Origin of the sequence: Dryocola clanedunensis (assembly GCF_038405435.1) — a bacterium.
Classification (GTDB): Bacteria; Pseudomonadota; Gammaproteobacteria; order Enterobacterales; family Enterobacteriaceae; genus Dryocola; species Dryocola clanedunensis_A.
Window position 1 is genome coordinate 157,187 of sequence record NZ_JBBYHZ010000002.1, and the last position, 21,042, is coordinate 178,228.

Below are 21,042 nucleotides of genomic sequence, written 5' to 3' on the forward strand. Positions count from 1 at the left end.
GGCGGATTTTTTTCTGACCGCCCGGCCGGTCAGCCCTTACGACAGCTGGCGAGAATATCCATATCTGACTGATATTCAGAAGTTTTAATGTCCATCATGCCCAGCATCGTTGAGAACAGATTGTCCTGAGAAACATCGCTGCTGGCCGCCTTTTTCGCCAGGCAGTCGGCGTTGACCGCGTAGTTTTGCTGATAATCTTTCGACAGCCAGAACAGGAACGGAATGTGCGTCTGCTGGGAGGGGGCAAGCATATAAGGTGTGCCGTGCAGATAAATCCCGCTTTCGCCCAGTGATTCCCCGTGGTCAGAAAGATAGACCAGCGCGGTGTTAAATTTATCCTGTCGCGCCCTGAGCTTATCAATCGTCCGGCTGAGCACGTCGTCGGTGTAGAGGATCGTATTGTCATAGGTGTTGATCAGCGCCTGACGGTCACAGTCCTGGATCTGGTTGCTGTCGCATGTTGGCGTAAATCTGCGGAACCTGTCCGGATAGCGCTGGTAGTACGCCGGGCCGTGGCTGCCCATCAGGTGCAACACAATTACCGAATCCTGCTGCACGCCGTCGAGCACGTTGTCCAGCCGGTGGAGTACCGCATCGTCAAGGCACGACTCGCTCTTACAAAGGTTTTCAAGCTGCCACTGGGGCATAGTGGTATGTGGGATGCGGTCGCAGGCACCCTTACAGCCCCCGTCGTTATCTCGCCACAGCATGTTCACCCCTGCATGCCCCATCACGTCCAGCAGGCCTTCCTGATGACGCGCAAGGTCAGCATCGTATTTACTGCGCGGCATATCTGAAAACATGCAGGGTACGGAAACGGCCGTTTCGGTCCCGCAGGAAGTCGCTTTCGGGAAATAAACGACACCCTGTTTTTTCAGCTCCGGGTTTGTTTCACGGGCATAGCCGTTCAGGGAGTAGTTTTCGGCTCGCGAAGCTTCACCCACCACCAGAATGACGACGGTTTTCTTTTTCTGCTGGCTAATCACCGGGCCTTTTTTGGCATCTTCGCCGATGCGAATCAACGTCTGATCCCCGGCAAACCAGCGCTCTTTGCTGTAGCGGCCGATGGCGCTGATATAGTTGGCGGGGGTCACCATTTTTACCACGCCTTTATTATTGCGGAACAGCGAGGCGTAATCTTTATAAAAAACGGAGGCCACAAGAATAATGACCAGCAGCCCTGCCAGAATTCCTACCAGGCGGGTGAGGGCAATATGCCACCAGCGCGCAGGTTTAATTTTAATCGCGCCCAGAATAACAGCGGGGATAATACCCGCCAGCGCAAGCCACATTATAAGCTGCGGCGTGATGAGCGAGGTGGCCTCCTGGGAATCTGTCTCAAAGACGTTAACCATCATGCTCTTATCGATGACGGCTCCGTAGGTATACATAAAGTAATTGCTGCCCGCGCAGCCCAGCACCAGTATTACCAGCATCGGCTTGCGCAGCCATGGAATATTGATCGCGCTGAATATTGTCAGCCAGGCGCAAAAAAGCACGACCGGAACAGTCGCTGCAAATAGCCAGCTGTGCAGGGAGTCGGGCGCAATGATTTGCCAGCTGCGACGAATAAACAGGGCGTTAATAACGGTAAAGAAGAATGCGCAGCAGAGGTTAAACTTCGCATCGTTACATTGTAACTTTTTAATGAGTTCCATAACGGCCATAAAAATTTCTGGAGATTGTGGCCAGAATAAAGAGGGAAGATTAGGCGAACCTTAACGTCACCGTGAAACGCAGCTTTGTTGATGGAACGTTTAAGTTGGCTTTATTCCCATGCCGGGCTTGCATCCTTTCTGATGTCGGGCTTCAATTGAAGGAAGTCAGAGCGTGGGGGTAAAAGTGGCCGAGCAGCTTGAGTTTTTCCCGATACAAAGCCCTTGTCGTGGGATCTGCCAGTCGGATGAACGCGGGTATTGCCGCGGCTGTATGCGCAGCCGGGACGAGCGATTTAACTGGCAAAAGCTCAGCGATCCCCAGAAGCAGGAAGTGCTGCGCCTGTGCCGCCAGCGTTTTTTGCGCAAGTTACGAACAAACGCCACCGGTGCATCCGAAGAACCGCAGCAATCCTCACTTTTTTAATCATTTATCCCCGCTATACTCCGGCGCAGAATTCTTCCAATACTGAGGTCATGCTTTATGGTACAGCGCATTACGATTTCCCCGCAGGGACCCGAGTTTTCACGCCTGGTGATGGGGTACTGGCGTCTGATGGAGTGGAATATGTCTCCGCGCCAGCTGGCCAGTTTTATTGAAGAGCATGTTGAACTGGGGATCACCACCGCCGACCACGCCGATATTTACGGCGGCTACGCCTGTGAAGCAGCCTTCGGCGACGCAATGCGCCTGGTGCCGCATCTGCGCGAGAAAATGGAGATTGTCACGAAATGCGGTATCGCCACTACCGCGAATCCCGACCACGCGCTCGGCCATTACATTACCGATCGCAGCCACATCATCAGCAGCGCCGAAGCCTCGCTGCAGAAGCTTGCCACCGACTATCTCGATCTGCTGCTGATCCATCGCCCGGATCCGCTGATGGACGCGGATGAAATCGCTGAAGCTTTCACCGAACTGCATAAGAGCGGCAAAGTGCGCCACTTCGGCGTGTCGAACTTCACTCCGGCCCAGTTTGCGCTCCTGCAATCGCGCCTGCCGTTTACGCTGGCAACTAACCAGGTGGAGATTTCTCCGGTCCATCAGCCTGCCATTCTGGATGGCACCCTCGATCAGTGCCAGCAGCTGCGTATCCGCCCGATGGCGTGGTCCTGCCTCGGTGGCGGCAGCCTGTTTAACGATGAGGCCTTCCAGCCCCTGCGTGATGAGCTGCAGGCGGTGGCTAACGAAATCGGCGCCCAGACGATTGAACAGGTTGTCTATGCGTGGGTGATGCGCCTGCCGTCCCAGCCGCTGCCAATAATCGGCTCGGGTAAAATTGAGCGCGTGCGCTCTGCAATCCACTCCCTGTCGCTGGAAATGAACCGTCAGCAGTGGTTCCGCATTCGTAAAGCCGCGCTGGGTTACGACGTGCCGTAAGCCTGATTAATTGCCTCCTGGCCATATTCTGCCTAACCTTAACTGGGCAAATAAATACAGGAGGTAATGATGAAGCGTTTGAGTCTCGCACTACTCGCAATGTTGACCTGCGGCGCAGCCCAGGCGGCAAGCGAAAAAGTTGAAATGAATCTCGTCACGCCGCAGGGCATCGGCCACTCTCTTGGCTCCGTCACCATCAACGAAACCGATAAGGGGCTCGAATTTGCCCCTGACCTGCGTACGCTCCCGCCCGGAGAACATGGTTTTCATGTTCACGCCAAAGGTACCTGTGAGCCAGCCATGAAAGAGGGTAAACCTTCAGCCGCCGAGGCGGCGGGCGGCCACCTTGATCCGGAAAACACCGGCAAACATATGGGGCCGGAAGGCGTGGGGCATCTCGGGGATTTACCCGTGCTGGTGGTGAACAATGACGGTAAGGCAACGGAGCCCGTCACAGCACCGCGCCTGAAAAAGCTTGATGACGTGAAGGGCAAAGCGCTGATGATCCACGTGGACGGCGATAATATGTCCGATCGGCCCAAACCGCTGGGCGGTGGCGGCGCACGCTACGCCTGCGGCGTGATTAAGTAGCTCAGCTGCTGCCTGTCAGCGTACCGACAGGCGGCGCTTGTTCCAGCTGTGAGAGGGAGCAGTACAGCCGCCAGATGATCCCCGCCAGATCCCGCGCCGCAGGACTGTGGTGGTGGGCAAGCGTATCGCAAATCCTTTGTAGTTCCCGCAGCGCCTCGCCCAGAGGACGCTGCTGCACGCCGCGTTCGCTCATAACATCCCGTAGCGTATGAATGCAGACGTCCCGCACGTTAGACAGCGGGTCCGATCGCGTTTCCCAGCCGCGAAGCTGCCACACAACGTGCGAACAGTTCAGCAGCACAACCCCCCAGCGCAGCAGCCACCGCCTGGCCGTTTCATCCTTGCTGTTGCTTAACTGGCTGATGTGGTGATAAACGAGCGATTCGAACTGATTTTCATCACGCTGCGGCCTGCGGCTTAGCTGATCGATGAAACCACGGCGGAGCGAACGAATATGACGTCGGCTTTTTCGCGTGTCTGAGCTTGGCCGCAGGACGGAGAATGCCACCCACGACAGCCCCACGCCGATGACCTTGGCGAGGTTATCGTTCAGGAAACCGCCAAAGTCGTAAACCGGCGGATTGGTAACGGCGACAAACGATCCCATAAACACGATTAGCTGGCCCCAGAGGCCAGCGAGCTTAGGCTGCTGAAGCTTGAGCAGCTGCATCGTTGCCAGCAGCGGGAACAGGAAAATCAGGAACTGCCAGAGGTCGGTTATCTGCACCATCAGCCCGAACTTCACCAGGAAGCTGAACAGCGACAGCCAGAGCAGGGTGCGCATCAGCAGCGTCAGCGAGCCCAGCGGAGAGGCGACCGAGGAATACAGCACGCAGCTGATGGCCGCGAGGGATAACGCTCCGCTTGCGGCATCCCACTGCGTTCCGATGCTCCACGCGCCCGTCACGATGATGACGCAGAAAGTTCGCAGCGCGCTCCAGCTTGCTTCTGCGCTGTCCGTATGGCGGGCAAGAGAGGGCGTTTTGGGCGGTGTTATGACCGAAACGGGCGTGGCGTTCTCCAGCTCGCGCAGCCAGCGGCTGCTGTCGAGATACAGCCAGCAGAAATAGCGCAGGCGGTGCCAGAAGGCATGGTGGCGATAGTCGTCGCCCACCCCCGGCGCAAGCTGCTGGAGCAGGCGCGCAACCTGATACTTATGGGTTTCCGGGCGGGCGAGTTCCTTCAGTAGCGCATCCAGCAGCGGCCACAAACGTTCGGGCGGATTTGACCAGTTCACCAGCATGCGGCGCAGGCCGGAAATCACGCTGGTCAGGCGCAGCTGCTGGTGCAGCAAATAGTTGAGCAGGTTGTTCTGACGCCGGAAGCGGTAATGGCTCCAGAAGGCCTGAATGCGCAGCAGGTTCATGGTCAGGATCTGGCCGATGACCCCTTCGTGGGCGGTACGGATTTCATCGGTGGTTTCCGGCTTCCACAGCAGGCTTGCGTGTTCCAGCAGGCGGGCGTGCATCGTTTTCAGGGCCGTGATGAGCGTGGTGCCGTCCGAGGTGCTGGGCAGCACCATCATCATAAAGCCGCCGCATAAAATCCCGACGATAACCTCGCAGACGCGGGCCTGAGCGATATCCCACAGCTGGGTGGTTTCCACGGTATCAATCATCGGAAAGGCGATAATGGCCGCCGTGTAGCCCGCCAGCATAAACGCGTAGGCCGCATTGTTCTGGAAATGGCTGGAGACCCAGGTGCAGAGCGCAAGCCAGGCGGCCATTGAAAGCGTAAACAGCCACGGATCGTTAAGGGTATTACCGGCAATAATCAGTGCTGCCGTCGCGCCTATCAGGCTGCCGGCGATACGCCCCAGGCTTTTACTGACCACGCCGCCCACGGTAGGGAAACTGACCACCGCCGCAGAGGTCATTGCCCAGTACGGTTCGTCTAAATCAAGGCAGTAGGCAATGGTGAGGGCGAGGCACATCGCAATGGCGTTGCGCAGGGCGTAGCGCCACTGCCCACCGGATGCTTTGCCCCACGGGGTGTTATGCCACTCAAGCCAGCTTAGTTTCATCTCCGGCTCATTGCGTAATAGTCACGGTACAGGTGGTACCGGAAACCAGCGTCACGCCCTGCGGCACAGAATCCAGCCGGATGCGGACCGGCACGCGCTGCGCCAGCCGGACCCACGGCACGTTGGGTTTGATATCCGGCACGAGATCGCTCTCGCTCTCGATGCTCTGGTCGTAAATGGCCCGCCCGATGCTTTCAACCTTGCCCGACAGCGGCTGGTTGCCGCTGTATAACACGATATTAGCCGGGTTGCCGGGCCGGATATGCCTGAGCTTCGTCTCTTCGAAATAGCCCACAACGTAGAAAGAATGGCTGTCCACGAGGGCGAAGACCGGCTGGCCCGTGGACGCGTAGTTGCCCGTCCGCGTAGAGAGGTTGGTGACCCAGCCGTCCACCGGGGCGGTGACCGTGGTCTGGCTAAGCTGCCATTGCGCCTGCTTAAGCGTGGCCTGCGCCGCTTTAACGGCGGCCTCGGCGGCCTTCACGTTGATGTTCGCCGTGTCCATATCCTCGGCGGAAATGTAATTTTTCGGCAGATGGCGGCGGCGATTGGCTTCGTTATTCGCTTTGGAAAGCGTGGACTGCGACTGGGCAAGCTGCGCTTCGGCGTTAAGTTCGGCAATCTGATAGGGCGTGACGTCCAACGTGAACAGCACCGAACCCGCTTTAACAAACTGGTTATCGACAACGTTCAGATGAGTAATGGTTCCGGAAACCTGGGGGGTGATGCTGACCTGTTCGGCGCGCACCTTGCCGTCCCGCGTCCACGGGGACTGCATGTAATAATTCCAGAGCAGCCATCCGGCGACGACGGCCGCCGCGAAAACAACGAGGGTCGAGAAATACTTTAAAGTTTTGAAATTCATCTGCTTACCACATAGCCAGGATGACAAACGCCGCGCTTACCGACAGGGAAAATAGCGATAAATCCATCAGGGTCGGATGCCAGATTTCGCCGGAATACATCCAGTCGCGTAACAAACGGTGCAGGATAAGCCAAAAGAAAAAGCCCAGCAGCACCGGTTTAAACAGGGGGGGGAAGTAGATGGACGCGCCAACAATTAAGTCCTGAAGCGCCAGGCCTGATGCGGAAAAAGTGAAGCTCACGTCGAATAATCCTTTAATATATCGGGGACTGCTGCCGTTTTCCCGGACTTCGCTGTAATATTAAAGTGTAGATGGTTACATAACATCAGCGAAAGTAAGGAATTTGTTTTTTAATTTAAAGCCTGCACAATAGTCTAAAATCAGTATAATAACTTAGCAAGCTAATTATAAGGAGATGAAATTGGAATCGCCACTAGGATCAGATCTGGCCCGCTTGGTGCGTATTTGGCGTGCTCTGATTGACCATCGCCTGAAACCTCTGGAATTGACACAGACACACTGGGTGACGCTGCATAACATTCATCAGCTTCCGCCCGAGCAGTCACAGATTCAGCTGGCCAAAGCGATTGGCATCGAGCAACCCTCTCTGGTCCGCACGCTGGATCAGCTGGAGGAGAAGGGGTTAATCTCCCGTCAAACCTGCGCAAGCGACCGTCGTGCAAAGCGTATCAAACTGACCGAACGTGCCACGCCGATTATCACTGAAATGGAAGCGGTGATTAACCACACGCGCGGCGAAATTTTATCGGGGATCAGCGACGAGGAGTTAACCCTGCTGATCAAACTGGTTGCCCGCCTTGAGCAAAACATCGTTGAGCTTCAGGCGCAGGATTGAACCGGCGTTTGTTGCCCAATAAAAAAGGCCTGAATCATTCAGGCCTCTTTTTTTGCATATTAGCGTGGTGAAACGGTCGTCTGGCTGCCGTTGCTGGCAATCATTACGCGTTGCCCTGCGGAGTATTTAGTGGCGCCCTGTTTCTGAACTACCAGGATGGTGTTGCCGTCATCTTTACGAATTTCCAGCTCGACACCCTGCGTCTTATTCATTGCGCCCTGAACGCCCTGGCCCGCTACGCCACCGGCTACGGCACCCGCTGCGGTTGCAAGGGAGCGACCGGTACCGCCGCCAACGGTATTACCCAGGAAGCCGCCCAGCACGGCCCCGCCGATTGCGCCCATCACGTTTTTGTCATCGCCACCCTGAATCTGTACCGGACGAACCGAGACCAGCGTGCCGTAAGTGACGCTCTGGACCTGCTTCGCTTCTGAGGCGCTGTAAACGTCCCCGGAAAGGGAGCTGTCATTAACACAGCCTGCCAGCGTAAATCCGACCAACGAAACAACCAGTACACGTGAAATCATTTGAGAATCTCCTGTTTCAACAACGCCCATGTGAGCATCCATAATGGGTAAATTATAAGGTATTTAGATGCTGAATTTTAGATTAGTTCACAGCGCTGAAAGTAAAAATAATAAATGAGCCTTCGTCAACCGTGAGTAAACGGCGTCACGCCTGGGTTTACCACGAGGTGCGGGGATGCGCCAGGTCGCGAACTTGTTAAAAAGTATTAATAATTTATCGTACTGTCCCGGCGTTTGTGGTGGAGTACTCGGATAATCCGTAATTTTTTACAGGAGCAACTGATGAAATCTGGTCGTTATATCGGCGTGATGTCGGGCACCAGCCTCGACGGCATAGATGTTGTATTAGCGGCTATTGATGAACATCTTGTCGTTCAGCTTGCTAACCATAGCCATCCCATCCCCCTTGAACTAAAAAATGCGATTCTGGCGGTTTGCCAGGGGCAGCAGCTGACGCTCTCGCAGCTGGGCCAGCTGGACCATCGTCTGGGAAAGCTTTTTGCCGAGGCGGTACAAACCCTGATGGACAAGCAGGGCCTGACGCACGCGGACGTGGTGGCCATCGGCTGTCACGGTCAGACGGTCTGGCACGAGCCGCAAGGAGATGCGCCCCACACGATGCAAATCGGCGATAACAACCACATTGTTGCGCGAACCGGCGTCACCGTGGTGGGGGATTTCCGCCGCCGGGATATGGCCCTGGGCGGTCAGGGCGCGCCTTTAGTTCCCGCTTTTCACCACGCGCTGCTGGCACACCCCACCGAGCGCCGGATGGTGCTGAACATCGGCGGGATTGCGAACCTCTCTTTGCTTATCCCTGACCAGCCGGTTAAAGGGTATGACACCGGCCCCGGCAACATGCTGATGGATGCCTGGATCTGGCGGCAGAAAGGTAAGCCCTACGATAAAGACGCCGCGTGGGCGAGCAGCGGCAAAGTAATTTTACCGCTGCTTCAGCAGATGCTCAGCGACCCTTATTTTGCTGCCCCGGCGCCGAAAAGTACCGGGCGTGAATACTTCAACTATGGCTGGTTAGAGCGCCAGCTGGCCGCTTTTCCGGGCGTTGCGCCGGAAGACGTGCAGGCGACGATTACCGAACTGACTGCGGTAACAATTGCCGAACAGGTGCTGCTGAGCGGCGGCTGTGAAAGGGTAATGGTCTGCGGCGGCGGCAGCCGTAACCCGCTGCTAATGGCGCGTCTGGCGGGGCTGCTGCCGGGAATCGAAGTGGGCACCACGGACGAAGCGGGGATCAGCGGTGACGATATGGAAGCGCTGGCGTTCGCGTGGCTTGCCTGTCGTACCGTCTCCAGCCTGCCTGGCAACCTCCCGTCGGTGACCGGCGCGTCAGAGGCCAGCATCATCGGTGCCATATTCCCCGCAAATCCATTGCATAATCAGAGTTAACTGAAATTAACTTCTGCCCCGACTCTTTACACTTAAGACGATAATGGAGGGTGGCCTGCCCTCCAGGGATAAGAAGATCGCCAGGATACGCTGATGAAAAAACTACTTGTTGCCGCTGTTCCTATGCTGCTTGCCGGCTGTAGCTACTACAACTCCTTCGTCGAACGGATGCACACCGACACGCTGCAGTACCAGTGCGACGAAAAGCCGCTGACCGTGAAGCTCAATAACCAGAAGCAAATGGTTAACTTCGTCTATGACAATGACTATCTCTCTCTGACCCAGGGCCTGTCTGCTTCGGGCGCCCGCTATACCGACGGTGTCTACGTTTTCTGGTCTAAGGGTGACTCCGCTACGGTCTACCGCAAAGACAGCATCGTGCTGAATAACTGCCAGCTGCAAAATCCGAAAAGTTGAGATTTCTGAGGGTGGGGCGCACAATAGCCCCACCTGATGATAACCTGACGTAACGCCATGTCTGACAACGACTCTTTGCAACAGATTGCCCATCTGCGCCGCGAATACACCAAAGGTGGCCTGCGCCGCAGCGATCTTACCGATAAGCCCCTCGACCTGTTTGAACGCTGGCTTGCCCAGGCCTGCGAGGCGAAGCTTGCCGATCCTACCGCGATGGTGGTGGCGACGGTGGATGAAAACGGTCAGCCTTATCAACGTATTGTCCTGCTTAAACATTTCGACGAGCGCGGCATGGTGTTCTATACCAACCTTGGCTCGCGCAAAGCACATCATCTGGAGCAAAACCCGCGTATCAGCCTGCATTTCCCATGGCACATGCTGGACCGCCAGGTGATGGTGCAGGGGACGGCAGAACGCCTGTCCACGCTCGAAGTGATGAAATACTTCCACAGCCGCCCGCGCGACAGCCAGATTGGCGCCTGGGTCTCTAAGCAGTCCAGCCGTATTTCCGCGCGCGGCATCCTCGAAAGCAAGTTCCTTGAGCTAAAGCAGAAATTCCAGCAGGGCGAAGTGCCGCTGCCGAGCTTCTGGGGCGGCTATCGCGTCACATTTGAGCAGATGGAATTCTGGCAGGGTGGCGAACACCGCCTGCACGATCGCTTTTTATACCAGCGCGAAGGCGATGCCTGGAAAATTGACCGCCTGGCCCCGTAACCCCCACGATTTATTGCGTTAAGCGCTGGCACTCCTTGGGCTGGCGTTTTATTCTATGCCCCCTAAGAAATGAACCCATTCGCCACGAGGCGAAGAGCTGTGTACCAGCAAAGGTGCAGTCGTATATACATGGAGAATTTGATGGCAAGCATCAATTTGATAAAACAATTGCAAGAGCGGGGCCTGGTGGCTCAGGTCACGGACGAGGAAGCGTTAGCGCAGCGCCTGGCGCAGGGGCCAATCGCGCTCTATTGCGGCTTCGATCCTACCGCCGACAGCTTGCATTTGGGCCATCTGGTTCCGCTGCTGTGTCTGAAACGTTTCCAGGAAGCCGGCCACAAGCCTGTTGCTCTGGTTGGCGGCGCAACGGGTCTGATTGGCGACCCGAGCTTTAAGGCCGTCGAGCGTAAGCTGAACACGGAAGATACCGTTCACGAGTGGGTGGAAAAAATTCGCCGTCAGGTTGCACCTTTCCTTGATTTTGACTGCGGTGAAAACTCAGCGATTGCGGCTAACAACTACGACTGGTTCGGCGGCATGAACGTGCTGACCTTCCTGCGCGACATCGGCAAACACTTCTCTGTTAACCAGATGATTAACAAAGAAGCGGTAAAGCAGCGTCTGAACCGCGACGACGTGGGCATCTCCTTTACCGAGTTCTCCTACAACCTGCTGCAGGGCTATGATTTCGCCTGTCTGAACAAGCTGCACGGCGTTGTGCTGCAAATCGGCGGTTCGGACCAGTGGGGCAACATCACCTCCGGTATCGACCTGACCCGCCGTCTGCATCAGCAGCAGGCATTCGGCCTGACCGTACCGCTGATCACCAAGTCTGACGGCACCAAGTTCGGCAAAACCGAAGGCGGCGCGGTGTGGCTGGATCCGAAGAAAACCAGCCCGTACAAGTTCTACCAGTTCTGGATCAACACCGCCGACTCCGACGTTTACCGCTTCCTGAAGTTCTTCACCTTCATGAGCCTCGAAGAGATCGACGCGCTGGAAGAAGAAGACAGGAACAGCGGTGCGGCTCCACGTGCCCAGTACGTGCTGGCAGAGCAGGTCACCCGTCTGGTGCATGGTGAAGAGGGCCTGGTGGCCGCTAAGCGCATCACAAGCAGCCTGTTCAACGGTAACCTGAGCGACCTGACCGAAGCAGACTTCGCGCAGCTGGCGCAGGACGGCGTGCCGATGGTTGAAATGGATCGCGGTGCCGATCTGCAGCAGGCGCTGGTGGACTCTGAGCTACAGCCGTCCCGCGGCCAGGCGCGCAAGACCATCGCGCAAAATGCCATCACCATCAACGGTGAGAAGCAGTCCGACCCGGAATACACCTTTGCCGAAGGCGATATCCTGTTCAATCGCTACACTCTGCTGCGTCGCGGTAAGAAGAACTACTGCCTCGTCTGCTGGAAGTAAGCGATAAAAAAGGCGAGTGGCTTAACGCCCTCGCCCTTATTATTGAACGCTGCCAAATGCCCTCTTAACCGAGGGCATTTTTGTTTTAAATACCTTCCGCCGCCATTGCCGCTTCGACGGCCGGGCGCGCCTTCATGCGCTCCATAAACGCTTCGATGTTGCTGAGACCGTTCAGATCCAGCTTCAGCGCCTGCGCCCAGCGCAGCACGGTAAACAGATAGGCGTCCGCCACGGTAAAGCGCAGGCCCATCAGCCACTGTTTGTCGTTCAGCTCTTCGTTAACGTATTTGAACTTCTTCTCCAGCGCCTGGCGGGTGACGGTTTTGAACTCATCAGGGGTAGCCGGATTGAACAGCGGGCTGAAGCCTTTGTGCAGTTCGGTGGCGATGTAGTTCAGCCACTCCAGCGTGTGGTAGCGCGTCATGCTGCCCGCGGGGGCCAGAAGCTGGCGGTCCGGCACTTTGTCTGCCAGATACTGCACGATGGCCACGCCCTCGGTGAGCAGCGAGCCGTCGTCCATCAGCAGCGCAGGGACCTGGCCTTTAGGGTTCACCTCAAAGTAGTCGTCACCGGCTTCGGTGCGTTTGGTGGCTAAATCAACTTTGATGAGGGAGAAATCGAGCCCGGTTTCACGCAGGATGATGTGGGGAGAGAAGGAACAGGCACCTGGCTTATAATACAGTTTCATTACTGAACTCCTTTAGGGCGCTAAGATTCCTTATGGTAGTGCTCCTGCAGGCAAAAAAAAAGCCGTTAGCGAAAAGCTAACGGCTGAAAATTAAGTGTTTCCCGCTATATTACGCGGTGACTTTCTCGGATGCCGCGTCAGCAGCATCTGACTGGGTCATACGGTTCAGTTTTGGCGCGATAACAATCATCAGCAGGGCGATAACGCCGGTGGCGATACCAATCTGCATGAACACGTGACCGTAGACATGCAGGGACTGCAGCGGATCGGTAACGTTGTCCGGTACGGCCATCAGGTTAGCAACTTTACCCGCGATTAGTGCCGCACCCGCGGTAGTCAGGAACCAGCTACCCATGATGAAGCCCATCAGGCGCTGTGGCACCAGCTGCGCAACCATTGCCAGGCCCAGACCAGAAATCATAAGTTCACCGATGCTCTGCAGCGCGTAGCTCAGAATCAGCCAGTTCACGGATACGATACCCGCGTCAGTAGCGAACTTCGCACCCAGCGGCAGCACCAGGAAGGCGAAGGAGCACAGCACCATACCAATGGCGAACTTGTGCGGCATCGGCAGGCGGTCACCCATCTTGTTATAAATAGCGGCCAGAATCGGGCTACCAATCATGATCCAGAACGGGTTCAGCGCCTGGAACTGCTCTGGCTGGAACGTGATGCCTAAAATGGCGTGCTCAACGTTACGGATCGCAAAGAAGTTCAGGGAAGTTGGCATCTGGCTGTAGAGCACGAAGAAGACAATCGCTTCCAGCATCAGAATGAAGGCAACGATCATCTTACGACGCGCCGCGCCTTTCATGGCGATCGCTTCTTTAGCGAAGATAATCACGATACCCAGCGCGACCAGGCCCAGCACGCCACGAGCAACGCCCTGGTTGTGCAACAGCCAGGTTGCGATAACGATCAGCACGACAACGCCGATGATGGTGGCGAACAGTTTACCGAAGTGAACCGGTAAGAAGTCAGGCTTAGAGCCGTAGTCTTTAACCCAGCGCTTGCAGAACATGAAGTTCACCAGGGTGATCAGCATGCCGACGAAGCTCAGTGAGAAAGCAACGCTCCAGCCAAACTTCGCGGCCAGCCACGGGGTGGCGAGCATGGAGAAGAAGGAGCCGATGTTGATGGACATGTAATACATGGTGAAGGCGCCATCAAGACGCGGGTCATCTTTCTCATAGCAGGTAGAGAGCAGGGCGGACGGGTTAGCCTTAAACAGGCCGTTACCGACGGCGATAGTCGCCATACCCATATAGACGATTGCTGCGTCATGGCCGGAATAGGCGACGAGTCCGTAGCCGAGAGCCAGAACGATGGTCCCCAGCATAATGACGCGTTTGGTGCCGAGCACTTTATCACCCAGCCAGCCGCCGACGGCAACGAGGCCATAAACCAGTGCGCTGAAAGAGGAGAACAGTGTAATAGAATCCGCTTCTGACATACCCAGTTGTTTGACCAGGTAGACGGCCATGATCCCTTGCAGGCCGTAGTAACCAAAACGTTCCCACAGCTCGATAGAGAAGATCAGGTAGAACGATTTAGGTTGTTTGAAAGCGTTCAGACTAACGCTTTCTGCTGGTTTATTGTTTGCAGTCGACACATATACCTCTTTTTTTACATCCCACTTTAACAGGAGTCTTATAAGCGTGAAGGCCTGTGGCAGTCACTTTATTGTTATTATGGAAGGGGGAAACGGCGGGTAATGTTCACTATCCTGCGCTTTCAGGCAAGTGTTTTGTAATGCCCTGTTACATTTAACTGCGGTGGAATAATGTCACTGAGAATGAAATGTTATTCAGCGTTAAATTTTAATAAACGTCATTTTACCCATTTAAAATCTCTCCCGTTACGTTTTACCGGCCATTTCAGGGATATGTTCTGCTGAAAAAGCGATTAAGCAGCGATAAAGGCCAGCCCTGAAGTTTTAGCCAGCGTAATGTATTGGTTCAGATCCCATAGCAATAACGATTGCCGGGGTTTGGTGACAAAAAAATGACCGGAATTTAACGTTGTGTTATCAAAGTGATCTGCATCACATATTTATAGAAAATTCTCATCGTAAAAAAACGATTAACCTGCTCAGGCGATTATCAGCCATATGTTGTAAAGCTGTTAAAGGAGATTAATGGTGTGAAAAGCTAATGATTTGGCTTTCGCCGGTGGGCATAATTTTAAGGGAGGTAGCCCCGGAGAGAGACCCACGGGGCGGGTAAATTAGATATCTACTTTTTCTTTATATTCGCAGAGGTTTTCGATGATGCACGAGCCGCAGCGGGGCTTGCGGGCAACGCAGGTATAACGTCCGTGCAGAATCAGCCAGTGGTGGCAGTCAACTTTAAATTCTGCCGGAACAACCTTAAGCAGTTTTTGCTCTACCTGCTCAACGTTTTTGCCGGGCGCAAACTGGGTGCGGTTACAGACGCGGAAAATATGGGTATCCACGGCGATGGTCGGCCAGCCAAACGCGGTATTCAGCACGACGTTAGCTGTTTTGCGGCCAACGCCGGGCAGCGCTTCCAGCGCGGCGCGGTCTTCAGGCACCTCGCCATTGTGCAGCTCAATGAGCATGCGGCAGGTCTTGATGACGTTTTCCGCCTTGCTGTTAAACAAGCCAATGGTTTTGATGTAGGACTTTACCCCGTCCACGCCCAGCTCAAGCATCGCCCGTGGCGTATTGGCGACCGGGTAGAGCTTAGCGGTCGCTTTGTTAACGCTGACGTCCGTAGCCTGCGCGGAAAGCAACACCGCAATCAGCAGTTCGAAAGGCGAGCTGAACTGGAGCTCGGTTGTCGGGTTTGGGTTGTTATCACGCAGGCGCGTCAGGATCTCATGACGCTTTATCTTATTCATTACGCTTCCCTGGTTTCAGCTTCCACCACCACGCTTTTCGCCGCGCGGCGCGCCTTCATTTTCTCGTCAATAAGATACTTTACCGCCAGCATCAGCCCGAGGCCAATAAAAGCACCCGGCGGCAGCATGGCGAGCAGAAACGGCGTGTCGGTGTGGAATATCTCAATGCGCAGCACCTTCGCCCAGCTGCCGAGCAAACCGTCTGCGCCGTCAAACAGCGTGCCGTTGCCGATAATTTCCCGCAGCGAGCCGAGCACGAACATTGCGCTGGTCGCCCCTAAACCGATAGCGAAGCCATCCAGCGCTGCCAGCGGCACCGAGCTTTTTGCGGCAAAGGCCTCTGCGCGACCGATAACAATACAGTTGGTGACGATCAGCGGAATAAAAATGCCCAGCGACTGGTACAGTCCGAACGCGTAGGCGTTGATCAGCATCTGTACGGTGCTGACCACCGAGGCGATGATCATCACATAGATGGGAATACGAATTTCCGACGGCACCCAGCGGCGCAGGGCAGAGACGGCGGCATTGGTCAGCGTCAGGACCAGCGTGGTCGCCAGCCCCAGCCCCAGGGCGTTAGTTGCCGTAGAGGTCACCGCGAGCAGCGGGCAAAGGCCCAGCAGCTGCACAAGGGCGGAGTTATTTTTCCACAGCCCCTGGACCAGAATATCTTTTACTTCACTCATGGTTGTGCTCCGCAAGAAGGTAGCTGTTCAAGCGTCGGCGGCAGCGTTTCCGCGTAAAGCCCCGCACGTTTCACGGCGTTAACCACCGCGCGCGGCGTGATGGTCGCACCGGTAAACTGATCGAACTGGCCGCCATCTTTTTTGACGGCAAAGCTCGCGTCGTTCGGGCCGTGAATAATGACATCCGCAAAATGGGTGATCCAGCTGCTCAGGCGCAGCTCGATTTTATCCCCAAGGCCCGGCGTTTCATGATGCTGGGTGACTCGCGTTCCCAGAACCTTGCCGTGAAAGTCCGTACCAACCAGCAGCTGAATGGCACCGGAATAGCCGTCAGGCGCAGTGGCTTCCATCACTACCGCGACGGGCTGCTCTCCTTTACGGGCTACGTAGATACGATGCTCACCCGCGCCGAGCTGCGGCTCATTAACCACGAGGCAGCTGTTCTGAATGTCGTTATCGTACAGATCTGACGGCAATACCTGATCGAACAGCAGCTTCTGCTGGATCGCCGCCTGGCGGTCGATCGTAGGTTTGGTTAACTCGTTAACCACGGCTGTCAGGCCGGTAGCCAGCGCGGCAAAGATCGCCAGCGTTACGCCATGTTTTTGCATAGTTTTCAGCATGACGATTCCTTAGCGGTGGCCGTAAACGCGCGGGCGGGTGTAGTAGTCGATCAGCGGTACGGTGATGTTCGCCAGCAGTACGGCGAACGCCACGCCGTCAGGATAACCACCGTAGGTACGAATCAGCCAGACCAGCAGGCCAGCCAGCGCGCCAAATATCAGGCGGCCACGGTTTGTTGTTGATGCGGTTACCGGGTCGGTGAGGATAAAGAACGCGCCAAACATGGTTGCGCCCGAGAACAGGTGAATAACCGGGGAAACGCACTTCTCGGGGGAAATCAGCCAGCCCAGCGTGGCGCACAGCGCCAGCACAAGCAGGAAACTGACCGGGATATGCCAGCGAATCGTGCCGCGCGCCAGCAGGAACAGGCCGCCGGCCAGAAACGCCACGTTCACCCACTGCCAGCCCAGCCCGGCAAGTACGCCGCCGTAAATCGGCTCCTGGAGAAGATCGCCTGCGGCGTGACCTGCGCGGATACCCGTTTTAAACGTATCCAGCGGCGTGGCCTGGCTGATGCCGTCAATGCCCAGCCGCAGCTGCGTCATGGTGTCGCCCGCGGCTGTCGTACCGGTGAAAATCACGTGCAGGATATCCGTAATGCCCGGCACGTTCGCAGCGATAGACTGCGGCGGCAGCCAGGAGGTCATCAGCACCGGGAAAGCTATCAGCAGTACGACATAGCCAACCATCGCCGGGTTAAACGGGTTATGCCCCAGACCGCCGTAAAGCTGTTTGGCGATGATGACGGCAAACACGGTGCCGACGATAATCAGCCACCACGGGGCGAGCGGGGGGATGCTCGCGCCGAGCAGCAGACCCGTAAGCGCAGCCGAGTTGTCCCCCAGCGTTTGTTTGTAAGACTGTTTGCGCAGCTTAACAACCAGCGCTTCCGCCAGCACCGCGCTGACGATCCCTAAGGCAATCTGAATCAGGCTACCCCAGCCAAACCAGAAGCACAGCGCGGCGATGCCCGGCAGCGCGGCCAGGGTAACCAGCAGCATGATTCGCGACGTGCTGCGCTGGTTGTGGGTATAGGGAGAGCTTGCGATTTTAAAAACCATTTAATCCTCTGGCGCCATCTGCTGAGCGGCCTTACGTGCCTGCACGCGGGCGATGGCCGCGGCAACAGCTGCTTTTCTTGGGTCTTGTTCTTCTGTGGATTCTGCTGGCGCTGCTTCTTTAGCTTCGGCCTGCTGCGCGGCTTTGCGCGCCTTAGCACGAGCGATAGCCGCCTCAACCGCCGCTTTGCGCGGATCGATGGCCTGAGCTGGCTGCGCTTCAGTTACGGGTTCGCTGGTCGCCTGTGCCGCTTTACGTGCTTTCGCACGGGCAATGGCAGCTTCGACGGCGGCTTTACGCGGGTCGACAGCTTCAGCAGGTTGTGCCTCAGCTACAGGTTCGGCAGTGGACTGAGCCGCTTTACGGGCTTTCGCTCGGGCAATAGCTGCTTCAACGGCGGCTTTACGCGGGTCCGCTACGCTCGCTTCCGGCACATCAACCTGCTGCGCTTTTTCAGCCTGTTTTGCTCGCGCCAGCGCCTTACGGGCCTCGCGGGCAGCAATCATTTCGCTGTTGTCCGGTTTGCTACCGGCTTTGATAATAATCGGCTCGTTGCCGTCTGCCTTTTTACTCTTCACCCGGGCGAGGGCGGCCTGAATGGCGTCGCTGTCCTTCGCGGAGGGCTGGGCGGCAGACTTTTTATGGCGCTCCTGGCGTGCGGCTTTCTCACGCTCCAGACGGGCCTGGCGGGCTTCAAATCGCACCTTCGCTTCCGCAGTGCGTTTTGCCTCCAGCTCAATTTCGCGGATCTCTGCCTTTTCCTGGCGGAAATACTGCACCAGCGGAATGCTGCTGGGACAGACATAGGCGCACGCGCCGCACTCGATGCAGTCTTTAAGATTATGCGCGGTGGCCTTGTCGTGCTGCTGGCCTTTGCTGAACCAGTACAGCTGCTGCGGCAGCAGGTCGGCAGGGCAGGAGTCCGCGCAGGCACTGCAGCGGATGCAGCTTTGCTCCGGCTCCGGCTCGCCCATTTCGCCTGCGGACGGGGCCAGCAGGCAGTTGGTGATTTTTACCACCGGCACGTCCAGCCACGGCAGGCTGAAGCCCATCAGCGGGCCGCCCATAATGACCTGCTGGTCGTGAGCAGGCCGGAACCCCGCGAATTCCAGCAGGTGACGAACTGGCGTACCAAGACGCGCCCAGACGTTACCCGGCTGCGCGACAGATTCCCCGGTCAGCGTGACGACTCGCTCGGTGAGCGGCTCCCCGTCGATGACGGCGCGCTTAACCGCAAAGGCGGTGCCGACGTTCTGCATCAGTACGCCGATGTCAGAGGAGCGACCGCCGTGCGGAACCTGCTTGCCCGTCAGGATCTGCGTCAGCTGCTTTGCCCCGCCGGAAGGATATTTCGTTGGGATCACCCGCAGTTCGATATCGTCTGAGCCGACCAGCACGGCACGCATCATGGAGATGGCCTGCGGCTTATTATCTTCAATGCCGATCAGCACGCGCTGCGGCTGCAGAATGTGCGCCAGGATGCGAATACCTTCAACGATTTGCGCCGCGCAGTCCTGCATCAGGCGATCATCCGCCGTGATATACGGCTCGCACTCGGCGGCATTGATAATCAGCGTTTCGATTTTATCGCCGCCGCCCTGCAGTTTATTACCTGTCGGGAAGCCAGCGCCGCCCAGACCGGCCACGCCGTACTGGTGGACGCGCTCAATCAGTTCTTCACGACTGCGGCTACGGTAGTCCGCCCAGCCGTCGCGCTCGAACCAGATATCATCGCCGTCCGCTTCAATAATCACGCTCATTTCTGCCAGCGCGGAAGGGTGCGCCGTGGAGTGCGGGGCGATAGCGATAACGGTGCCGGAGGTTGGGGCGTGAACCGGCAGCATTCTGCCGCGTCCCCTGGTCAGGGGCTGCCCGCGTAACACATGGTCACCGGCTTTAATGCACAGTTCGCCCTCAGCACCGATGTGCTGCTTCAGGGGCAGGATAAGCCGTTCGGGCAGCGGCACCTGGCGCAGGGGCGTGCCGTTAGACTGGGACTTCATCTCTGGCGGATGGATACCGCCGTCGAAATCCCAGATTTTGTCTTTTTTGAACCGACTGAAGAAATTAAGCATGTTGCTCCACCGGAATATTACGTACCGGGATGGTCTGGAGATCCCATTTCCAGCTCTCCGTGGTGGTGGCGACCGGGATCAAATCAATACAGCTTGTCGGGCAAGGGTCCACGCAGAGATTGCAGCCGGTGCAGAGGTCGCTCAGCACCGTATGCATCGCGCGCGTTGCGCCAACAATGGCATCTACAGGGCAGGCCTGGATGCATTTGGTGCAGCCGATACAGTTGGCTTCGTCGATAACGGCCAGCATGCGCACGGGGGCGAGAGCAGACTCGTCGCCTTCAATGGGCTGCGGCTCGACGTTAAGCAGGGTGGCAATTTTTTGCATCACCGCTTCGCCGCCGGGCGCACAAAGATTTATTTTTGCGCCGTTGTTGCCCACGGCTTCGGCATACGGGCGGCAGCCGGGGTAGCCGCACTGGCCGCACTGGCTCTGCGGCAGCAGCTCCTCGATTTTCTCGACGATAGGGTCTTCTTCCACCGCAAAGCGGCGGGAGGCGTAGCCCAGAATAAGGCCGAAAAGCAGCCCCATCAGGGTCAGCGCAATAACAGCAATCCAGACGGTGCTCATCAGAACTTCACCAGCCCGCTAAAGCCCATAAAGGCCAGGGACATAAGCCCGGCGGTGATCAGCGCGATGGCGTTGCCTTTAAAGGGAGCTGGGACGTCGGCAACGACCAGCCGTTCACGAATAGCGGCAAATAGCACCATCACCAGCGAGAAGCCAACCGCCGCAGAGAAACCATACAGGGCGGACTGCAGGAAGTTATGGCCCAGATTAACGTTGAGCAGCGCCACGCCTAATACCGCACAGTTTGTGGTGATGAGCGGCAGAAAGATCCCCAGCAGGCGATAGAGGGCCGGGCTGGTTTTACGCACCACCATTTCCGTAAACTGCACCACAACGGCAATAACCAGAATAAAGGCAAGGGTACGCAAATAGACCAGATCGAGGGGGATAAGGATCAGGTCGTTAATAATCCAGGCGCAGACAGAGGCCAGCGTTAATACAAAAGTGGTCGCCAGCCCCATGCCAATGGCCGTCTCCAGCTTTTTGGAAACGCCCATAAACGGACACAGGCCGAGAAACTTCACCAGAACGAAGTTATTGACCAGTACCGTACCAACAAAGAGCAGCAAATAATCTGTCATGATGAGACCTGAAACAAAAAAAGCCGTCCATTATCGTCCATGC

At 56.6% G+C, this 21,042-nt stretch carries 22 protein-coding genes; 8 read left to right on the top strand and 14 right to left on the bottom strand.

Features of this window, described 5'->3' with window-relative positions; genetic code table 11:
• Positions 1–29: 29 nt before the first annotated feature.
• The gene (gene eptA / locus AAE045_RS04780; protein ID WP_455547165.1) at positions 30–1,658 is read right to left on the bottom strand and encodes a phosphoethanolamine transferase EptA; all 1,629 of its coding nucleotides are present in this window, start codon (positions 1,656–1,658) and stop codon (positions 30–32) included.
• 184 nt (positions 1,659–1,842) lie between these two features.
• Here eptA and AAE045_RS04785 point away from each other — a divergent pair, with 184 nt between their 5' ends.
• The 3 genes from AAE045_RS04785 (at position 1,843) to sodC (ending at position 3,627) form a co-directional block, all read left to right on the top strand.
• Positions 1,843–2,082 carry a DUF1289 domain-containing protein gene (locus AAE045_RS04785; RefSeq protein ID WP_455547166.1) on the top strand — a complete coding sequence of 80 codons (240 nt, stop codon included), beginning with the start codon at positions 1,843–1,845 and terminating at the stop codon, positions 2,080–2,082.
• Between the two features lie 57 nt (positions 2,083–2,139).
• The gene (locus AAE045_RS04790) at positions 2,140–3,036 is read left to right on the top strand and encodes an aldo/keto reductase (RefSeq protein ID WP_455546701.1); all 897 of its coding nucleotides are present in this window, start codon (positions 2,140–2,142) and stop codon (positions 3,034–3,036) included.
• A gap of 69 nt (positions 3,037–3,105) precedes the next feature.
• A complete protein-coding gene (gene sodC, locus AAE045_RS04795; protein ID WP_455546702.1) occupies positions 3,106–3,627 on the top strand; it encodes a superoxide dismutase [Cu-Zn] SodC in 522 nt (173 codons plus the stop codon).
• Position 3,628: 1 nt separating this feature from the next.
• Here the strand turns inward: sodC and AAE045_RS04800 are convergent, their stop codons facing one another.
• The 3 genes from AAE045_RS04800 to AAE045_RS04810 are packed head-to-tail and all read right to left on the bottom strand — an operon-like array spanning position 3,629 to position 6,756.
• Positions 3,629–5,650 carry an FUSC family protein gene (locus tag AAE045_RS04800; protein ID WP_455546703.1) on the bottom strand — a complete coding sequence of 674 codons (2,022 nt, stop codon included), beginning with the start codon at positions 5,648–5,650 and terminating at the stop codon, positions 3,629–3,631.
• Between the two features lie 7 nt (positions 5,651–5,657).
• Entirely contained in the window at positions 5,658–6,515 is an 858-nt protein-coding gene (locus AAE045_RS04805) for an efflux RND transporter periplasmic adaptor subunit (protein ID WP_455546704.1), read from the bottom strand.
• A gap of 4 nt (positions 6,516–6,519) precedes the next feature.
• Positions 6,520–6,756: a DUF1656 domain-containing protein gene (locus tag AAE045_RS04810; protein ID WP_202304321.1), complete on the bottom strand. Its 237-nt coding sequence runs from the start codon at positions 6,754–6,756 to the stop codon at positions 6,520–6,522.
• Positions 6,757–6,931: 175 nt separating this feature from the next.
• Here AAE045_RS04810 and slyA point away from each other — a divergent pair, with 175 nt between their 5' ends.
• Positions 6,932–7,372, top strand: a complete 441-nt coding sequence (gene slyA, locus AAE045_RS04815) for a transcriptional regulator SlyA (RefSeq protein WP_455546705.1) — start codon at positions 6,932–6,934, stop codon at positions 7,370–7,372.
• Between the two features lie 59 nt (positions 7,373–7,431).
• Here slyA and slyB read toward each other — a convergent pair whose 3' ends face one another.
• Positions 7,432–7,899 carry an outer membrane lipoprotein SlyB gene (gene slyB, locus AAE045_RS04820; RefSeq protein WP_455546706.1) on the bottom strand — a complete coding sequence of 156 codons (468 nt, stop codon included), beginning with the start codon at positions 7,897–7,899 and terminating at the stop codon, positions 7,432–7,434.
• A 282-nt stretch (positions 7,900–8,181) separates the two neighbouring features.
• On the opposite strand from slyB, the gene anmK reads away from it, so the two are divergent.
• The 4 genes from anmK to tyrS all read left to right on the top strand — a co-directional run bounded on the left by anmK (position 8,182) and on the right by tyrS (position 11,853).
• A complete protein-coding gene (gene anmK / locus AAE045_RS04825) occupies positions 8,182–9,306 on the top strand; it encodes an anhydro-N-acetylmuramic acid kinase (RefSeq protein ID WP_455546707.1) in 1,125 nt (374 codons plus the stop codon).
• 93 nt (positions 9,307–9,399) lie between these two features.
• Entirely contained in the window at positions 9,400–9,723 is a 324-nt protein-coding gene (gene mliC, locus AAE045_RS04830) for a C-type lysozyme inhibitor (RefSeq protein WP_455546708.1), read from the top strand.
• 57 nt (positions 9,724–9,780) lie between these two features.
• The gene (gene pdxH / locus AAE045_RS04835; RefSeq protein WP_455546709.1) at positions 9,781–10,437 is read left to right on the top strand and encodes a pyridoxamine 5'-phosphate oxidase; all 657 of its coding nucleotides are present in this window, start codon (positions 9,781–9,783) and stop codon (positions 10,435–10,437) included.
• Positions 10,438–10,578: 141 nt separating this feature from the next.
• A complete protein-coding gene (gene tyrS / locus AAE045_RS04840) occupies positions 10,579–11,853 on the top strand; it encodes a tyrosine--tRNA ligase (RefSeq protein WP_455546710.1) in 1,275 nt (424 codons plus the stop codon).
• A gap of 85 nt (positions 11,854–11,938) precedes the next feature.
• Here tyrS and gstA read toward each other — a convergent pair whose 3' ends face one another.
• The 9 genes from gstA to rsxA form a co-directional block, all read right to left on the bottom strand.
• Positions 11,939–12,541 (bottom strand): glutathione transferase GstA, encoded by a 603-nt coding sequence (gstA, locus tag AAE045_RS04845; RefSeq protein WP_455546711.1) that lies wholly within the window; start codon positions 12,539–12,541, stop codon positions 11,939–11,941.
• Positions 12,542–12,650: 109 nt separating this feature from the next.
• Positions 12,651–14,153 carry a dipeptide/tripeptide permease DtpA gene (gene dtpA, locus AAE045_RS04850; protein ID WP_455546712.1) on the bottom strand — a complete coding sequence of 501 codons (1,503 nt, stop codon included), beginning with the start codon at positions 14,151–14,153 and terminating at the stop codon, positions 12,651–12,653.
• A 614-nt stretch (positions 14,154–14,767) separates the two neighbouring features.
• Entirely contained in the window at positions 14,768–15,403 is a 636-nt protein-coding gene (nth, locus tag AAE045_RS04855; RefSeq protein ID WP_455546713.1) for an endonuclease III, read from the bottom strand.
• Positions 15,403–16,089 carry an electron transport complex subunit E gene (locus AAE045_RS04860; protein ID WP_455546714.1) on the bottom strand — a complete coding sequence of 229 codons (687 nt, stop codon included), beginning with the start codon at positions 16,087–16,089 and terminating at the stop codon, positions 15,403–15,405. The genes nth and AAE045_RS04860 overlap by 1 nt, the downstream gene beginning before the upstream one ends.
• Complete coding sequence (gene rsxG / locus AAE045_RS04865) at positions 16,086–16,712, bottom strand: electron transport complex subunit RsxG (protein WP_455546715.1); 627 nt, start codon at positions 16,710–16,712, stop codon at positions 16,086–16,088. The genes AAE045_RS04860 and rsxG overlap by 4 nt, the downstream gene beginning before the upstream one ends.
• A gap of 9 nt (positions 16,713–16,721) precedes the next feature.
• Positions 16,722–17,774: an electron transport complex subunit RsxD gene (rsxD, locus tag AAE045_RS04870; RefSeq protein ID WP_455546716.1), complete on the bottom strand. Its 1,053-nt coding sequence runs from the start codon at positions 17,772–17,774 to the stop codon at positions 16,722–16,724.
• On the bottom strand, positions 17,775–19,847 hold the full coding sequence (rsxC, locus tag AAE045_RS04875) for an electron transport complex subunit RsxC (RefSeq protein WP_455546717.1): 2,073 nt from the start codon (positions 19,845–19,847) through the stop codon (positions 17,775–17,777). It abuts the gene before it with no gap.
• On the bottom strand, positions 19,840–20,418 hold the full coding sequence (gene rsxB / locus AAE045_RS04880; RefSeq protein WP_455546718.1) for an electron transport complex subunit RsxB: 579 nt from the start codon (positions 20,416–20,418) through the stop codon (positions 19,840–19,842). The genes rsxC and rsxB overlap by 8 nt, the downstream gene beginning before the upstream one ends.
• Complete coding sequence (gene rsxA / locus AAE045_RS04885) at positions 20,418–20,999, bottom strand: electron transport complex subunit RsxA (RefSeq protein ID WP_455546719.1); 582 nt, start codon at positions 20,997–20,999, stop codon at positions 20,418–20,420. The genes rsxB and rsxA overlap by 1 nt, the downstream gene beginning before the upstream one ends.
• Positions 21,000–21,042 lie beyond the last annotated feature (43 nt).

Coding starts and splice junctions, on each gene's coding strand:
- eptA (WP_455547165.1), bottom strand. CDS start 1,658: ATGGAACTCATTAAAAAGTTACAATGTAACGATGCGAAGTTTAACCTC.
- AAE045_RS04790 (WP_455546701.1), top strand. CDS start 2,140: ATGGTACAGCGCATTACGATTTCCCCGCAGGGACCCGAGTTTTCACGC.
- sodC (WP_455546702.1), top strand. CDS start 3,106: ATGAAGCGTTTGAGTCTCGCACTACTCGCAATGTTGACCTGCGGCGCA.
- AAE045_RS04800 (WP_455546703.1), bottom strand. CDS start 5,650: ATGAAACTAAGCTGGCTTGAGTGGCATAACACCCCGTGGGGCAAAGCA.
- AAE045_RS04805 (WP_455546704.1), bottom strand. CDS start 6,515: ATGAATTTCAAAACTTTAAAGTATTTCTCGACCCTCGTTGTTTTCGCG.
- slyA (WP_455546705.1), top strand. CDS start 6,932: ATGAAATTGGAATCGCCACTAGGATCAGATCTGGCCCGCTTGGTGCGT.
- slyB (WP_455546706.1), bottom strand. CDS start 7,899: ATGATTTCACGTGTACTGGTTGTTTCGTTGGTCGGATTTACGCTGGCA.
- anmK (WP_455546707.1), top strand. CDS start 8,182: ATGAAATCTGGTCGTTATATCGGCGTGATGTCGGGCACCAGCCTCGAC.
- mliC (WP_455546708.1), top strand. CDS start 9,400: ATGAAAAAACTACTTGTTGCCGCTGTTCCTATGCTGCTTGCCGGCTGT.
- pdxH (WP_455546709.1), top strand. CDS start 9,781: ATGTCTGACAACGACTCTTTGCAACAGATTGCCCATCTGCGCCGCGAA.
- tyrS (WP_455546710.1), top strand. CDS start 10,579: ATGGCAAGCATCAATTTGATAAAACAATTGCAAGAGCGGGGCCTGGTG.
- gstA (WP_455546711.1), bottom strand. CDS start 12,541: ATGAAACTGTATTATAAGCCAGGTGCCTGTTCCTTCTCTCCCCACATC.
- nth (WP_455546713.1), bottom strand. CDS start 15,403: ATGAATAAGATAAAGCGTCATGAGATCCTGACGCGCCTGCGTGATAAC.
- AAE045_RS04860 (WP_455546714.1), bottom strand. CDS start 16,089: ATGAGTGAAGTAAAAGATATTCTGGTCCAGGGGCTGTGGAAAAATAAC.
- rsxG (WP_455546715.1), bottom strand. CDS start 16,712: ATGCTGAAAACTATGCAAAAACATGGCGTAACGCTGGCGATCTTTGCC.
- rsxD (WP_455546716.1), bottom strand. CDS start 17,774: ATGGTTTTTAAAATCGCAAGCTCTCCCTATACCCACAACCAGCGCAGC.
- rsxC (WP_455546717.1), bottom strand. CDS start 19,847: ATGCTTAATTTCTTCAGTCGGTTCAAAAAAGACAAAATCTGGGATTTC.
- rsxB (WP_455546718.1), bottom strand. CDS start 20,418: ATGAGCACCGTCTGGATTGCTGTTATTGCGCTGACCCTGATGGGGCTG.
- rsxA (WP_455546719.1), bottom strand. CDS start 20,999: ATGACAGATTATTTGCTGCTCTTTGTTGGTACGGTACTGGTCAATAAC.